General features: G+C 45.6%; 14 protein-coding genes. 7 read left to right on the plus strand and 7 right to left on the minus strand.

Annotated elements, in window-relative coordinates:
• Nucleotides 1-9 precede the first annotated feature (9 nt).
• The 4 genes from speB to ACN0QW_RS16490 are packed head-to-tail and all read right to left on the minus strand — an operon-like array spanning nucleotide 10 to nucleotide 4,295.
• A complete protein-coding gene (gene speB / locus ACN0QW_RS16475; protein WP_417432926.1) occupies nucleotides 10-978 on the minus strand; it encodes an agmatinase in 969 nt (322 codons plus the stop codon).
• Between the two features lie 52 nt (nucleotides 979-1,030).
• Complete coding sequence (locus tag ACN0QW_RS16480) at nucleotides 1,031-1,579, minus strand: cupin domain-containing protein (protein WP_299372897.1); 549 nt, start codon at nucleotides 1,577-1,579, stop codon at nucleotides 1,031-1,033.
• 50 nt (nucleotides 1,580-1,629) lie between these two features.
• On the minus strand, nucleotides 1,630-2,907 hold the full coding sequence (locus ACN0QW_RS16485; protein ID WP_417432928.1) for an NAD(P)/FAD-dependent oxidoreductase: 1,278 nt from the start codon (nucleotides 2,905-2,907) through the stop codon (nucleotides 1,630-1,632).
• Between the two features lie 2 nt (nucleotides 2,908-2,909).
• Nucleotides 2,910-4,295, minus strand: coding sequence for a glutamine synthetase family protein (locus ACN0QW_RS16490; RefSeq protein ID WP_417432930.1), 1,386 nt, complete (start codon nucleotides 4,293-4,295; stop codon nucleotides 2,910-2,912).
• A 287-nt stretch (nucleotides 4,296-4,582) separates the two neighbouring features.
• On the opposite strand from ACN0QW_RS16490, the gene ACN0QW_RS16495 reads away from it, so the two are divergent.
• The 7 genes from ACN0QW_RS16495 (at nucleotide 4,583) to ACN0QW_RS16525 (ending at nucleotide 12,308) form a co-directional block, all read left to right on the plus strand.
• Nucleotides 4,583-5,338, plus strand: a complete 756-nt coding sequence (locus tag ACN0QW_RS16495) for a gamma-glutamyl-gamma-aminobutyrate hydrolase family protein (RefSeq protein ID WP_417432932.1) — start codon at nucleotides 4,583-4,585, stop codon at nucleotides 5,336-5,338.
• A 78-nt stretch (nucleotides 5,339-5,416) separates the two neighbouring features.
• The gene (locus ACN0QW_RS16500) at nucleotides 5,417-6,763 is read left to right on the plus strand and encodes a glutamine synthetase family protein (protein ID WP_417432934.1); all 1,347 of its coding nucleotides are present in this window, start codon (nucleotides 5,417-5,419) and stop codon (nucleotides 6,761-6,763) included.
• A gap of 44 nt (nucleotides 6,764-6,807) precedes the next feature.
• Nucleotides 6,808-8,181, plus strand: a complete 1,374-nt coding sequence (locus tag ACN0QW_RS16505; RefSeq protein WP_417432936.1) for an aspartate aminotransferase family protein — start codon at nucleotides 6,808-6,810, stop codon at nucleotides 8,179-8,181.
• 88 nt (nucleotides 8,182-8,269) lie between these two features.
• Nucleotides 8,270-9,367, plus strand: a complete 1,098-nt coding sequence (locus ACN0QW_RS16510; RefSeq protein WP_299375593.1) for a polyamine ABC transporter substrate-binding protein — start codon at nucleotides 8,270-8,272, stop codon at nucleotides 9,365-9,367.
• A 69-nt stretch (nucleotides 9,368-9,436) separates the two neighbouring features.
• Nucleotides 9,437-10,582 carry an ABC transporter ATP-binding protein gene (locus ACN0QW_RS16515; protein ID WP_417432938.1) on the plus strand — a complete coding sequence of 382 codons (1,146 nt, stop codon included), beginning with the start codon at nucleotides 9,437-9,439 and terminating at the stop codon, nucleotides 10,580-10,582.
• 11 nt (nucleotides 10,583-10,593) lie between these two features.
• A complete protein-coding gene (locus tag ACN0QW_RS16520; protein ID WP_417432940.1) occupies nucleotides 10,594-11,496 on the plus strand; it encodes an ABC transporter permease subunit in 903 nt (300 codons plus the stop codon).
• The gene (locus ACN0QW_RS16525; protein WP_299375587.1) at nucleotides 11,493-12,308 is read left to right on the plus strand and encodes an ABC transporter permease; all 816 of its coding nucleotides are present in this window, start codon (nucleotides 11,493-11,495) and stop codon (nucleotides 12,306-12,308) included. The genes ACN0QW_RS16520 and ACN0QW_RS16525 overlap by 4 nt, the downstream gene beginning before the upstream one ends.
• 92 nt (nucleotides 12,309-12,400) lie before the next feature.
• Here ACN0QW_RS16525 and ACN0QW_RS16530 read toward each other — a convergent pair whose 3' ends face one another.
• The 3 genes from ACN0QW_RS16530 to ACN0QW_RS16540 are packed head-to-tail and all read right to left on the minus strand — an operon-like array spanning nucleotide 12,401 to nucleotide 14,766.
• On the minus strand, nucleotides 12,401-13,381 hold the full coding sequence (locus ACN0QW_RS16530) for an FAD:protein FMN transferase (RefSeq protein WP_417432943.1): 981 nt from the start codon (nucleotides 13,379-13,381) through the stop codon (nucleotides 12,401-12,403).
• 24 nt (nucleotides 13,382-13,405) lie between these two features.
• Nucleotides 13,406-13,939, minus strand: a complete 534-nt coding sequence (locus tag ACN0QW_RS16535) for a nitrous oxide reductase accessory protein NosL (protein WP_417432945.1) — start codon at nucleotides 13,937-13,939, stop codon at nucleotides 13,406-13,408.
• On the minus strand, nucleotides 13,936-14,766 hold the full coding sequence (locus ACN0QW_RS16540; protein ID WP_417432947.1) for an ABC transporter permease subunit: 831 nt from the start codon (nucleotides 14,764-14,766) through the stop codon (nucleotides 13,936-13,938). The genes ACN0QW_RS16535 and ACN0QW_RS16540 overlap by 4 nt, the downstream gene beginning before the upstream one ends.

The raw sequence follows: 14,766 nt of genomic DNA on the forward strand, positions 1-14,766 counted from the left end.
GTGGCGTTGTTATCCCTTTTTCTTTTTTTGTACGGCCATAAGATAGAGCATTTCAAAGGCCATCGTCGCGCCAGCAAGGGCGGTAATGTCGCTAACATCGTAGGCGGGGGATACTTCGACGACATCGGCACCGACAATGTTAATACCCTCTAGGCCTCTAAGTATTGTCAGGGCCTGATGCGGGGTTAAGCCCCCACTTACAGGTGTTCCTGTGCCCGGGGCAAAGGCAGGGTCCAAGCTATCAATATCGAAAGTGAGGTAAGCTTTTCGATCGCCAACAATGCGCTTGATCTCTGCTACCACTGCTTCAGGGCCTTTGTCGTGAACCCAGGGGGCATGAATAATGTTAAAGCCGTGAGTTTTGTCGTTGTGTGTGCGGATGCCGACCTGTGCGGAAGATGTGGGGTCAATAATCCCCTGTTTAGCAGCATGATAAAACATAGTGCCATGGTCTATGCGTTGTTGGTCTTCTTCCCAAGTGTCGGAATGGGCATCTATCTGGATTAAGGCGAGTTGGCCATGCTTTTCTGCGTGTGCCTTAAGAATGGGGTAGGTGACAAAATGGTCACCGCCGAGTGTCAGCATTGCAGTGTCTGTGTCCAGAATTGCTTTTGCACGGGCTTCGATGGCACCGGGAATGGACATTGGTTCGCCGGGATCAAAAACAAGGTCGCCGTAATCTGCCACGGCCAAAACTTCAAAAACGTCAAGACCAGAAGGGAAGTGTGGTGCCCAAGCAAGATTGGCAGAGGCTTTCCTGATAGCCTGTGGCCCCAATCGAGTGCCCGATCTGCCCGTGGTTGCGCAATCATAAGGAATGCCGGATATGGCCACATCTGCGTCGTGAAGATCTCGTGTGTATTTACGGCGCATAAAAGAATTTGCACCGGAATACATAGGTTCAACATCTGTCCCTAGAAGGCTTTTTGCCATAAAGGCGTTGTCGCCTTCGGAATTAATACCGGATATATCGGTCATGCTGTATCTCCAGAACGATCTTGGTCTTGTTGTTAAGCTTATAAGTTTATTGTTAGAAAGATGGTGGTGTTGCCGAACTTACCACTTCACACTCTTCGTCGCCGGGGTTGCGAAAGCGGTGCGGGATTTCTGTATTAAAGTAATAGGCTTCTCCTGCATTCAGCACTTTTATTTCATTGCCGACGGTGATTTCAAGTTGCCCACGAATAATAACCCCGGCTTCTTCGCCTTCTTGCACAATCATCTTGTCGCCAGTATCGCCATGGGGCGGGTATTTTTCATGCAAAACCCGCATTTTACGATCTTTCTTGGCGGCACCTACCAAGCGGACAGACATGGTGCCGTCAGACATTTCGACTAGTTCGTCCTTGGCATAGAAGATTTTCTCTTCCTGTTCGGGTTCCATAGAGAAAAATTCGATCATTGTAACCGGAAAGCCAGCCAGAACTTTGGTTAGTGAGTCAATAGAAGGACTAACGCGATCCTGTTCAATCATAGAGATTGCGCTGTTGGTAACGCCAGCGCGTCGGGCAAGTTCCCGTTGTGAAAGACCATGCATGGCGCGTAGTGCTTTTAAGCGTTTACCAACACTGGCTGACATCTGTTTTGTTTCGCCTCGTTCAATAATGATCTCGTTCAATGGATTTTTCTCTATAGTAAGTCTCTAAGGCGATAATAAGCCATAGCCAAAACCAGGGCAGGGGTGCGCAACAGGCTGCCCCCCGGGAATGATTGGTGCGGGATACGGCTGAATACATCAAAACGTTCTGCGGAACCTGCAATGGCTTCGGCGATTAATTTTCCGGCCAATCCCGTAAGGACAACCCCGTGTCCGGAAAAGCCATGGGCAAAATAGGTGTTTTCTGCGAATTTACCGAAATGTGGAAGGCGGTTGACGGTAATGGCAACATTTCCGCCCCATGCATAGTCTATTTTTTTTGATGCAAGTTGGGGGAAGTATTCAAGCATGGTTTTTTGCATGATTTTACTGATATCGGACGGATCTTTACCCGAATAATTAACCTCGCCACCAAAAAGCATGCGTTTGTCGCCAGATAATCGATAGTAGTTGAGGACAAAAAGAATATCGGCCACAGCCGCATTGTCAGCGATGAGTTTACTTGCTTCATCATCTGATAGTGGTTCTGTTGCTAGAATATAAGTGCCGACGGGCATAATTTTTTTATCTAGCTTTTTGTCGAGACCGTCGAGATAGGCATTGGTACAAAGCGCGACATGCTTACAGTTGATTGTGGCTTGGTCAGTATGGACTTTGGGCGACTTACCGTGGTCAATGTTTGTAACACGACTATGCTCATAAAGCTTTACGCCTGCTTTTTCCGCGGCATCTGCCAGACCCAGTGTGTAATTGAGCGGATGTAGGTGACCGCCATTGGGGTCATACATGCCAGACAGGTACTTGTCGCTGCCAATCTTTTGGCGAATTTCGTTTTGATCTAAAAGCTGACAGCCTTTGTATCCAGCTAATTCCAAATCTTCCAGGTATTCTTCCAATTCACCCATGTGACGTTGTTTGGTGCTGACGTGGTAGTGGCCAGCAGCCAGGTCGCAATTTATGTTGTGTTTCTTTATCTGGTTTCTGGCGAGCGACATTGCCTCTTCGCCCATTTTCCAAAGCTTGTGGGCGTCGTCCTTACCAACCATTTTTTTGATATCTTGATAGGACTGGTTGTATCCTATAATCATCTGGCCGCCGCTGCGCCCAGAAGCACCCCAGGAAATTTTACTGGCCTCGAGTAAGATAACCTTATAACCGCGTTCAGCGAGGTGAAGCGCGGCTGATGTGCCGGTCATACCACCGCCGATGACGCATACATCACAGCTGTGTTCCCCGTTAATCGGGGGGTGATCACGGCTTGGGTTTATGCTCGCCGTATAATATGAATTTGTGTAATCCTGATCGTTCATTTCTAAACGCTCCTTAGGTACCAATCAAATTCGACTGTGGAAATATGGCTGTTAAAACGTTCTCGTTCGGTTTTTCGGCAAGTAGAAAAGACGTTGCAGAATTCTTCGCCCATGTATTTCGGCAAAATTTCGGCTTTCTCAAAGGCGTCAATAGCATCGGGCCAGATGTTTGGCAGGGTCGCTTCTTTTTCTTCATAAGCGTTACCTGTTATCCGTGGGCCGGGGTCAATTTTATTTTCCAGTCCATGAAGGATGCCAGATAAAACGGCAGACATCACAAGGTGCGGGCTGGCGTCTGCGCCTGCTAGCCTGTGTTCAATGCGTGTCGCAGCCGGATGTCCCGCAGGAATGCGCAGGGCAACCGTTCTATTATTAATACCCCAGCACGGTGTGTGTGGTGCATAAGATCCTAGTTGAAAGCGCCGATAAGAATTTGCGTTCGGGGCAACAAGCGCCATTGATTCAGCCATGGAAGCGCAAAGGCCACCCATTGCCCATTTTATTTCGTCGCTCAGGCGTTCTTCATCTTGCGTGCCTTTACCTTGAAAAATATTCTTTCCATCATCATCAAGTAAACTGACATGGATGTGGGTACCGTTTCCAGATTCTTGTGTATAAGGCTTTGCCATAAAGGTGGCTTCCATCCCATGACGTTGGGCAACATGTTTGATCAGGCGCTTAAGGAGAACAGCTTGGTCGCATGCCAGAAGCGGGTCATCAACATGATGTAGGTTGACTTCGTACTGTCCTGGGGCATATTCCGCGACCATTGTATCGGCGGGGATGCCTTGCGCCTTCGCGGTGGCTGCAACTTCGTCTAAAAAATCATCAAAATCATAAAGCTCATCAATGCCGTAAACGGCTGGTCGTGCGTGGCGTAGCCCCGATATTGGTGATACCGGAGGTTGCGGGTAGCCCGCCATGGTTCTGTCTTTGTCAATAAGGTAGAATTCCAATTCGACAGCTGTCACGGGCTTTAGCCCCATTTTTGTAAAGCGATCAATGATGCCTTTTAAAACATGACGGGGATCAGCAAAGAAGGGGGAGCCATCTTCTTCGTGCATTGTCAGAAGAATTTGCGCCAAACCCTTTCTGTGCCATGGGGCTGGTTTAAGCGTTCCAGGAACAACATGGCAAACCCGATCAGCATCGCCATTCGCCCAGACCAACCCTGCGCCTTCTACATTTGCCCCTGATGTGTCAAGGCAAAAAATGGAGCCCGGTAAAAGAATTCCTTCTTTGTAAACGGATGCCAATTTATCCCTGGTAATGCGCTTGCCACGTAAAATACCATTGCCATCAGCGATAAGAAGTTCAATCAAACCAATTTCAGGGTGGGCTTTTAGAAAGTCCGCCTGTTCAGAATAATGATCGGGTGTGCTGTTCATTTTATTTGTCGCCTGTTCTAACACATTTTAGGCAATTATGCGCATCGGAAGCTTATATTTGTCAAGAGATGTCCAATAAAAAGAACTCTTTTCTTGTTGGCTTAGGATTCACGTTAAAGTGTGTTCGTTATATTGATCATGCTATAATTATCTGTAATTAATAATAAATAATGATGTTTAAGTAAAAATATTTTGAAAATATAAATTTTTTTGTATGCATTTTAGAAAATGATATCTATCATTCTGTTCAGAATAACGATCATCATTTGCGTTAAGGTAGTTCAAAAATGAGTATTGGTAAGGCCTTTGTGGGTGTTTCCACCTGTCGTATGCCGAAGAATGGAAATGAATACGATAGTGTGAGCCGATATTATTCAGAGGCTGTCGCAAACGTCTCTGAGGCAATTCCATTGGGGATTCCTGCCTTAGGGGGAAAGTTGGACAGCGATGCGTTATTGGATCATCTGGATGGTGTTCTTTTTACGGGAAGTCCCTCTAACGTTGATCCCAAGCATTATGCTGGTGAGCAAAGTGACGAAGGAACACTTCATGATCCGGCACGGGATGCAACGACATTACCACTAATCAAGAAGGTCTTGGAAAAAGGAATTCCAATGCTGGCTATCTGCCGCGGGTATCAGGAACTTAATGTGGTTTTTGGCGGCACGCTTTTTCAGAAAGTTCAGGACCAACCAGAAAAAATGGATCATCGAGCTGACATGACGGGTGCAATAGAAGACCGCTTTGCTCTTGCTCATGACATTGAATTGGTTTTTGGTGGAATTTTATTGGGGTTAAATAATGATCCCGTTGTTAAAGTTAATTCTGTTCACGCACAAGGCATTGATCGTTTGGGAGAGGGGCTGACAATAGAAGCTTACGCACCAGATGGGCTGGTCGAGGCCGTCAGTGTTTCCGGGGCTTCTGCATTTGCGCTGGCTGTGCAGTGGCACCCGGAGTGGAACGCCAGTGATAATGAATTTTCCAATAAGATTTTCAAGGCTTTTGGAGATGCTTGCCGCGAGCGCGCCAGAAGACGCTAGCCAGAAGACGGTAACCAACCGACGGTGAGTAGAACAAGGGCGGTATCGGAAGTTGATATCCAATAGAACAGGTGATTTATGACGTTTGAAGAATTAGAACAGTGGTGCAAAGAACGAAAAATTACTGAGGTTGAGTGCATGATACCTGATATTTCAGGCGTGCCACGCGGTAAGATCCTGCCTACTGAAAAATTCTTACGTGGAATTGGAAGTAACGGGCATCGTCTTCCTGAAAGTATTTTTACACAAACAATAACAGGGGAATGGCCCGAAGAAGATACTTGGGTTGATATTGCTGATCACGATGTGATTCTCGAAGTTGATACAAGCACCATACGTCCTGTTCCTTGGTATAAAGAACCAACAGCCCAGGTCATTTGTGATTGTATTTATCCAGATGGAAAACCAGTAGACCTCTATGCACGTCAAATCCTTCGTACTGTGCTGGAACTTTATGAGAAAAAAGGTTGGGAGCCTATAATCGCGCCTGAGCTGGAATTTTATCTGGTCCAAAAAAATACCGATCCAGATATGCCCTTGGTACCACCCATTGGTAAAAATGGCCGACCTGAAACTGCTCGCCAGTGCTACGGTATTGATGCTGTGAATGAATTCGACCCTGTGTTCGAAGATGTTTACGATTATTGCGAAGCGATGGGGTTGGACATTGATACCCTGAACCATGAAGCCGGTGCCGCACAGATCGAGATTAACTTTTTGCATGGTGATCCTTTGTCTCTTGCTGATCAGGTTTTTCTGTTTAAGCGCACAGTTCGTCAAACTGCTTTGTCTCATGATATCTATGCAACTTTCATGGCTAAGCCGATGAAGGATGAACCTGGTAGTTCAATGCACATTCACCATTCTGTGGTCGATGCCAAAACGGGCGAGAATATCTTTAGTGATGCTGATGGCAATGCAACTGAAGTGTTTGGCAACTTTATTGCTGGCCTACAGCGCTATTCTAGTGCGGCAATGCCATTCTTTGCGCCAAATGTGAATTCTTATCGTCGGTTTGGGTACGATGAATCTCCGATTAATATTCATTGGGGAATTGATAATAGAAGTTGTGGGTTCCGAGTTCCAAATTCCAGCCCACAGAGCAGGCGCGTCGAGAACCGTTTGTGTGGATCTGATGTTAACCCTTATCTGGCAATCGCAGGAAGTTTACTTTGCGGGTACTTAGGGATGACACAAGGACTTAAGCCTGACGCAAAAATCGAAGATAATGCTTATGTTCTACCGCGCGGGTTACCGCTGTATCTATCCGATGCAATTACTGAATTGATGGATTGCAAGCCGATCAAGGATGTACTGGGTAATCGCTTCGTCGAAGCTCACTGTGCAACCAAAGAAGTCGAATATAATAATTATCATCAAGTAATTAGTTCGTGGGAACGCGAACATCTGTTGCTTAATGTTTAGAAGCTCGTGATCTTACTTTTAAGGTCTGCAGTTAAGAGGGTGTTATGAACCATATAAATAAAAGTACTGAATATTGGCAGGAATTGGATCGGGCGCACCATTTGCACCCCTTTACTGATACCAAGAGCCTGAACGAAAAAGGCACCCGTGTTATTACGAAAGCTGACGGTATTTACCTTTGGGATTCCGACGGTAATCGTGTTCTTGACGGGATGGCTGGGCTTTGGTGTGTAAATATTGGTTATGGCCGAAAAGAACTGGTCGATGCCGCGCAACGTCAGATGATGGAACTTCCCTATTACAATACCTTCTTTCAAACGACCAATGCCCCTGCGACAGAACTGTCACAGGTTCTGGCTGAAATTACGCCCGAAGGACTTAACCGGGTCTTTTTTGCCAATTCCGGGTCAGAAGCAGTTGATACTGTTATACGACTTGTTCGTCGCTATTGGCAGGTCGAAGGGCAACCTGAAAGAAATGTGATCATTAGCCGAAATAATGCTTATCATGGAAGTACTGTTGCTGGTGCATCCCTTGGTGGTATGGATCCTATGCACGAGCAAAGCGGTCTTATGATGCCGGGGATTGAGCATATAATGCAACCATACTGGTACAAGGATGGCGGCGATCTGACTCCAGATGAATTTGGGTTGAAAGCAGCGCAAGCATTGGAAGAACGTATTCTGGACGTTGGCCCAGAAAAAGTTGCTGCTTTTATCGGCGAACCAATCCAGGGTGCTGGTGGGGTGATTGTTCCGCCAGAGACCTATTGGCCTGAAATTCAACGTATCTGTGAAAAGTACGGCATCCTTTTGGTTGCTGATGAAGTGATCTGTGGATTTGGTCGTACCGGAAACTGGTTTGGCAGTGAGACCTTTGACATCAAGCCCGACCTTATGTCTATGGCAAAGGGCATGTCATCTGGTTATCTACCTATTTCTGCGGTGATGGTTGGGGATCGGGTTGCTAATAGTCTTATTGAAAAAAGTGGTGAGTTTTATCACGGCTATACATATTCCGGTCATCCTGCGGCCTGTGCTGTGGCGCTTGAAAATATTCGGTTGCTGCGCGAGGAAGGTATTGTTGACAGGGTACGGGATGAAACCGGACCCTATTTTCAAAAACGCCTGCGTGAACTCGAAGACCACCCACTGATTGGTGAGGTTGTTGGTTATGGTATGGTCGCTGGCATGTTGATGGTTGAAAACAAAGAGACTCGTGAGCTTTTTGAAAATGGATCAGAAGTCGGTAACATTTGCCGTGATCACTGTTTTAACAACGGCCTGATAATGCGGGCCTGTGGGGACCGGATGGTTCTTTCGCCGCCATTGGTCATGACAAAGGCGGAAATTGACGAGTTGTTGGAAAAAGTAAAATATTGTCTTGATTTAACAGCTAAAGATCTTGGAAAGTTATAACTGGGAGTGGATATTGATAACTCACTCATAAAAGAGGCCGATATCCACATAACTTTACCGGGTACATTTACTCAACGGAGGCTACATCGTGAAAAAAATTGGAAATAGTTTGCTGACCAGTGTTCTGGCATTAGGTCTAGCAGTAAGTACCCAAGCCAGTGCGGAAGAAGTGGTTAATGTCTTTAACTGGTCCGACTATATCGACGAAGAAATCCTTGCGGAATTTGAGGCCGAAACGGGCATCAAAGTGGTTTATGATGTTTTCGATTCTAATGAAGTGCTTGAAACAAAACTTCTTGCCGGTAGTTCCGGTTACGATGTGGTTGTTCCGACGGGGACTTTTTTGGCGCGTCAAATTCAAGCTGGTGTTTTCCAGAAACTTGATCAGTCGAAATTGACGAATAATGGCAACCTTTGGAATGTCGTGAGCGAGCGCGTTGACAAATATGATCCGGGTAATGCTTATTCTGTGAACTACATGTGGGGCACCACAGGTATCGGCTATAATGTCGATATGATCAAAGAACGCCTTGGCGTTGAGCGTATTGATAGTTGGGATGTTGTTTTTGACCCAGAAAAATTGGCTAAGCTAAAAGACTGTGGCGTGTATTTACTGGATGCTCCAACAGAATTGATACCCGCGGCTTTGAATTATCTGGGAAAAAATCCGGATAGCCGTGACAAGGGTGACTTGAAGGCCGCGGAAGATCTATTGATGTCAATTCGTCCCTTTGTGCGGAAATTCCATTCTTCTGAATATATTTCAACCCTTGCCAATGGTGATATCTGTCTGACAGTTGGTTGGTCAGGTGATATTCTACAGGCCCGTGATCGTGCTGCTGAGGCAGATAACGGTGTTACCGTTGACTACGCTATTCCGAAAGAAGGCGCTTTGATGTGGTTCGACCAGATGGCCGTACCTGCCGATGCATCAAACGCTGATAATGCACACAAGTTTATTAATTATATCATGCGTGATGACGTGATGGCTAAAGCTTCTAACTACGTCTATTATGCAAATGGTAATCTTGCATCCCAAAAGCTATTGGCAGAGGATGTCATTGGCGATCCGGCGATCTATCCTGATTCAGGAACGATGGAGCGGCTCTACACAATTATGCCTTATGATCCCAAAACACAGCGTGTGATAACTCGCTTGTGGACCAAGGTCAAAAGCGGCAGCTAAATCCAGATAAAAGCATCGTCTCAATTTAGAGACGATGCTTTTTTATGTAGAGTATTGTTTGAGGGTGCTATGAATACTTCATCAGCCAAGAAACCATCGGCTCGCTTTGCGCCTTGGGATAATCCCGATGAAAAGCCGTTGGTACGATTTAAGAATGTTACCAAGCGTTTCGGGTCATTTACCGCGATCGATGATATCAGTCTCGATATCTATGAGCGTGAATTTTTTGCCCTGCTCGGCCCATCCGGTTGTGGCAAGACAACGATGATGCGCATGCTTGCGGGGTTTGAAACACCCAGCGAAGGTATTATTTCCCTTGGTGATGATGATATTGGGGCGGTGCCACCCTATAAGCGCCCTGTGAATATGATGTTTCAATCTTACGCACTTTTCCCGCATATGACGGTTGAGGCGAATATCGCTTTTGGTCTGAAACAGGATAAATGGCCAAAAAATCTTATCGCAGAACGCGTAGAGGAAATGCTGTCACTGGTTCAGTTACGAAAGTTTGCCAAACGGAAGCCTCACCAGCTTTCGGGGGGGCAGCGACAGAGAGTTGCACTTGCCCGTTCGCTTGCCAAAAAGCCTAAACTTCTTTTACTTGATGAACCTCTTGGAGCGCTTGATAAAAAGTTACGGGAACAGACCCAGTTTGAGCTGATGGATATTCAAGAAAAACTGGGCATGACCTTTGTTATTGTGACCCATGATCAGGAAGAAGCCATGACTGTTGCCAGCCGTATCGCGGTGATGGATGACGGTAAAATCATGCAGGTGGCAACACCTGAAGTCATTTATGAATATCCCAACAGTCGTTATGTGGCTGATTTTATCGGGGATGTGAACATAATCGAAGGTCGGCTTGATCATAAGACCGAAGAAGGAATTCAATTGGCCTGGGCCGAAGGAGAATCGGAAATAAAAATTGCGAACAATGCTAGCCGATCAGAAAATGAAAATGCTTGTTTCGCCATTCGTCCCGAAAAGGTGCATGTCACCCGTGATGAACCTCAAGGCGTAGATAACAAAATAAAAGGGCAGATTGATGACATTGCTTATGTTGGCAATCTTTCCACCTATCACGTCAGGTTAAGTAATGGGATGATTTTTAAGGCGCAGGAATCAAACATACGTCGTTTAGCAAATCGGGAGTTTACCTGGGAAGATCATGTCTGGTTGTCTTGGCGTAGCACCGCCGGCGTCCTATTGGATTAAGGGCGGGGATCATGGATAGAAAACTCGGACGCTTTTTACTTATTGGAATACCCTATTTCTGGTTGTTCCTGCTTTTTCTTGTTCCTTTCGGGATTGTGTTCAAAATCTCGCTTTCAGATGTCGCGGTTGCGATTCCACCTTACACACCAACTTTTGATCTTGAGAATGGGTGGGAAAGCTTAAAATCATTATTTGGGGAACTGGATTTTGAGAATTATATCTGGCTCACCGAAGATGATCTCTATTGGTCGAGTTATCTATCCAGCTTGAAAATTGCGTTTGTGTCCACGGTTTTGTCTCTTTTGATTGGCTATCCCTTGGCGTATTCTATGGCCAAGGCACCATCTGAATGGCGTCCAACTTTGTTAATGCTGATTATTTTGCCTTTTTGGACGAGCTTTTTGATCCGGGTTTATGCGTGGATTGGTATCTTGAAGACTGAAGGGCTGCTCAATCAGCTTCTAATGTTCGTAGGGGTTGTGGACGATCCATTACACATACTGAATACAGACACAGCTGTTTATATCGGTATTGTCTATTCATATCTGCCCTTTATGGTGCTACCACTTTATTCTGCACTTGAAAAAATGGATGGTTCGTTACTTGAGGCAGCTCAAGACCTCGGCTGTACGGCGATATCTGCTTTTTGGAAGGTGACGTTACCTCTTTCAATTCCGGGGATTATCGCAGGATCTTTCCTTGTATTTATCCCGGCGATTGGCGAGTTCGTTATTCCTGATCTGCTTGGGGGATCTGATACCAAGATGATTGGGAAAACCCTTTGGGTTGAATTTTTTAGTAATAGAGACTGGCCCGTTGCTTCGGCTGTTGCTGTATTACTCTTGTTATTGTTAATTGTCCCGATCGTTCTGTTCCAGAAACAGCAAGAACGCGCGCAGGAGGCAGAACAATGAGTAATCGTTTTACATGGTTTAACACCACGTCCCTGACCTTGGGATTTGTCTTTCTGTATTTGCCCATTCTTATTCTGGTATTTTTTAGCTTTAACGAGTCCAGACTTGTAACTGTTTGGGGTGGATTTTCGACAAAATGGTATGCCGAGCTTTTCAAAGATGAAGCCTTTCTGGACGCAGCACTGGTTACGTTACGAGTTGCTTTAGTATCGGCGACTATGGCCACCATTCTGGGGACTCTGGCCGCAGTTGTCATGGTACGGGCAGGGCGTTTTCGCGGCCGAACCCTTTTTTCTGGTATGATCTATGCGCCGTTGGTAATGCCAGAGGTGATAACCGGGCTTTCTCTGCTTCTACTTTTTGTTTCTATGGGAATTGACCGGGGTTTTTGGACCATAACAATGGCCCATATTACCTTTTCAATGTGTTATGCCGCTGTTGTTGTCTCTTCGCGAATGGTTACCTTTGACAGTTCATTAGAAGAAGCCGCGACTGATTTGGGCTGCACGCCGTTTCAATCATTTATAAAGGTGACGTTGCCAATCATGGCACCGGCGATTATTTCTGCCTGGCTGTTATCTTTTACCTTGTCGTTGGATGATCTAGTGATCGCATCCTTTACGTCGGGTCCGGGGGCGACAACTCTGCCAATGAAAATATATAGTCAGGTAAGACTTGGTGTGACGCCAAAGATTAATGCGCTTTCGACGATTTTAATTTTGATTGTCACAATGGGTGTCATCACAGCATCAATACTTACGAAACGAACAGAGGCGCGGCGTAAAGAAGATGAACGGATGGCTGAATCTTAAGCAAGAGGTAAGGGGTGTTAAGGCTTAAGACGAAATTACGTAAGAAATTCAGTCCTAGCCTTGTCCCTAACTATGTCCTGACCATTTAGTGACTAGATCTTGATTGTCTCTCCTGTAACTGTATGTGCTATAATTTCTATGTTGCGCTTGGTTGAAATTATGTTTTTCAATTCTTGGGGGGGGATGAAAGATAGTCCCGTTGATAGAGCATCAGCCGTTGTGGCGTTATCAGCGATAACACTCATCGTTTTGTAAAGAGCTAGGGCATCTGTGTTCTTAACTTGAAGTAAATGCGAATGACCATCCTTCAGGATCGTACCTGTCGGGGATGATGTGGCAATTGCTTTACCAGCATGAAGGTTTACAGCCTTTTCGGGCATTTTTTCTTCTTGGCCCTTAATCGACACCACCCATTCACGTCCTGATGGATGATTTCCCAACGCTTTAATTTCGCCAACGTTAACCAAGCTATTGGTCAGTCCATGGCTTATCAATAGCTGATAAATTCGGTCGGTAATAAAGCCTTGGGCGATACCGTTAAGGGTAATGGCCATCCCGCGTTTTTTGAACGATATATGTTCGGGGGAAACTGTTATGTTTCTATAATTAATCAATTCTTGGACTGATTGTATGGCCTTCTTGCGCTTATGATCTGTTAGGTTTGGCATTTCACTATGGACGAGCCATAGGGGCTGTATCGTTATATCGAAAGCCCCCTTGGTCAGTGATGAGATTTCATGTGCCATGGAGACAACTTGATAAAGCTCTGGCGAAGGGTTTTTTAGCTCGCCCTGTGAATTTAAGTGATTAATTTCTGAAGAGGGAAGGTAAAGGCTAAATATTTTTTCCAAACGGCTAATTTCGTTTTGAATTTTTCGCGCGAGGTCTTCTGATCCCTTTTCTTTGGGCAACAGTATTTCAGCTTGCCCGCCAAGTGCGACACCTTGCCATTTAAAAAACACGGCGTCTTTTTGTGTCCCGAGAGCAAGAGATTGCTTGATTAAAGCGGGGGATAGAAGAGAGGCTGTTCCGATAATTTGTAGAAAACGCCGTCTGGTTTTATTTTTAAGCATGTTATTTACCTGAATATAATGGCTTTATTCTAATGTTGATAACGCAGGATTGTCGGGGATCTCGACCATTCCAAGTACATAATCAATCGGGATTTCATCTAACGAAATCATTCTTCCCCCGTACTGAGATATAAAATTTTCTGCTGTTGAGGCTTCTTTAAACGGTACGACAGCAGGTGCGCCCATACCCCCGCGACGGTTGCTTTCAATTACCAAAGTCGCTTCTTTTATATCAATCCAGGGACCTGCCTCTGGTGATTTCCAATTCGCTTTTCCCATGTCGGTAACATAAACGGCTGTTATTTCATTACTTTCGTCTGGCAGCTTCATATAACCGACGGCATCTCTGGTTGCTGCGAACCAGATTGGGACTGCTTGTCCCAAGATGTGGATTTGCGCTTTAGGGCCGGGGTGACCCGCAGCAGTCATGCCACAAAAATAACTTTGGTCATCAGATGTAAGTGTTACCGGATCTGGTCTTGGTGTGTCGTCTGAACCAAAACAACCATTAAGAAGTAAGCTACCTGATACAAGCAGTAATGTGCAGAGCTTGTTCATATCTCTCTCCTTGAAAAGAGGTATCCGGAAAGCAATAGTGGAAGAGTGATCCAGCCTACTAATGCAACGATGGCATATTGGACGGGAAGTACTGCTCGTCCGGCAATGGACGACATTCCAGAAAGAGCTGCTGTACTGTCAAAGCCGGTAAGATTTAATAATCTGAAGGAATCAGCCGGGTTAAATAGCAGCAGGAAATTTACAAAATCTGATTTTATATTTTCACCTTGATCGACGACCAAAGCCCCTAAAACGGCCATATCAAACAGAAGTACAAACAACAACCAAACTGCGACAGCCAAACCCATTGCTGTTGCCCGTTCTTTCACGCAAACGCTTAGTAGATAACCGATCGACAAGAAAGCACTACCTAATAAAACGGTAGAGGCAATTAAGCTCCCAAATACGAGCCAGTCCTGAAAACCAGCCCCATTGGAACTAAATCCGATTAGGAAACCTGCGGCGCCATAACCGAGAAGTGTCGCGATGGACAGAATAAGAGTGTGCCCAAGAAATTTTCCTAAAATGATTTGCCACCGATTGATGGGGTAGGTGAGCAATAATAGCATAGAGCCGCGTTCGACCTCGCCGACAATACTGTCATAAGAAAGCATCAGGGATATCAAAGGGACAAGAAAAACAGACAAACTTGAAAGGCTAACTACAGTGACTTGCATGGTACTAATCTTTGCGCCGCCTACAGGTGCTGTCCCCACAAATGCCAAGCTGAGGGCAAGCACAGCAAGCAGACAGGATGCCGCGATGATCCAGCGGTTACGTAGGGCGTCTTTTAGTTCCTTTAGGGCAATGATCCAGATTGTTTTCAT

The sequence above is a fragment of the Kiloniella sp. genome, assembly GCF_048259265.1.
GTDB lineage: Bacteria > Pseudomonadota > Alphaproteobacteria > Kiloniellales > Kiloniellaceae > Kiloniella.

Excerpts from the sequence above, each read along its gene's own strand:
- ACN0QW_RS16495 (WP_417432932.1), top strand. The coding sequence starts at position 4,583 with ATGAGTATTGGTAAGGCCTTTGTGGGTGTTTCCACCTGTCGTATGCCG.
- ACN0QW_RS16480 (WP_299372897.1), bottom strand. The coding sequence starts at position 1,579 with ATGTCAGCCAGTGTTGGTAAACGCTTAAAAGCACTACGCGCCATGCAT.
- ACN0QW_RS16525 (WP_299375587.1), top strand. The coding sequence starts at position 11,493 with ATGAGTAATCGTTTTACATGGTTTAACACCACGTCCCTGACCTTGGGA.
- ACN0QW_RS16490 (WP_417432930.1), bottom strand. The coding sequence starts at position 4,295 with ATGAACAGCACACCCGATCATTATTCTGAACAGGCGGACTTTCTAAAA.
- ACN0QW_RS16515 (WP_417432938.1), top strand. The coding sequence starts at position 9,437 with ATGAATACTTCATCAGCCAAGAAACCATCGGCTCGCTTTGCGCCTTGG.
- ACN0QW_RS16520 (WP_417432940.1), top strand. The coding sequence starts at position 10,594 with ATGGATAGAAAACTCGGACGCTTTTTACTTATTGGAATACCCTATTTC.
- ACN0QW_RS16505 (WP_417432936.1), top strand. The coding sequence starts at position 6,808 with ATGAACCATATAAATAAAAGTACTGAATATTGGCAGGAATTGGATCGG.
- ACN0QW_RS16485 (WP_417432928.1), bottom strand. The coding sequence starts at position 2,907 with ATGAACGATCAGGATTACACAAATTCATATTATACGGCGAGCATAAAC.
- ACN0QW_RS16540 (WP_417432947.1), bottom strand. The coding sequence starts at position 14,766 with ATGAAAACAATCTGGATCATTGCCCTAAAGGAACTAAAAGACGCCCTA.
- ACN0QW_RS16530 (WP_417432943.1), bottom strand. The coding sequence starts at position 13,381 with ATGCTTAAAAATAAAACCAGACGGCGTTTTCTACAAATTATCGGAACA.
- speB (WP_417432926.1), bottom strand. The coding sequence starts at position 978 with ATGACCGATATATCCGGTATTAATTCCGAAGGCGACAACGCCTTTATG.
- ACN0QW_RS16500 (WP_417432934.1), top strand. The coding sequence starts at position 5,417 with ATGACGTTTGAAGAATTAGAACAGTGGTGCAAAGAACGAAAAATTACT.
- ACN0QW_RS16535 (WP_417432945.1), bottom strand. The coding sequence starts at position 13,939 with ATGAACAAGCTCTGCACATTACTGCTTGTATCAGGTAGCTTACTTCTT.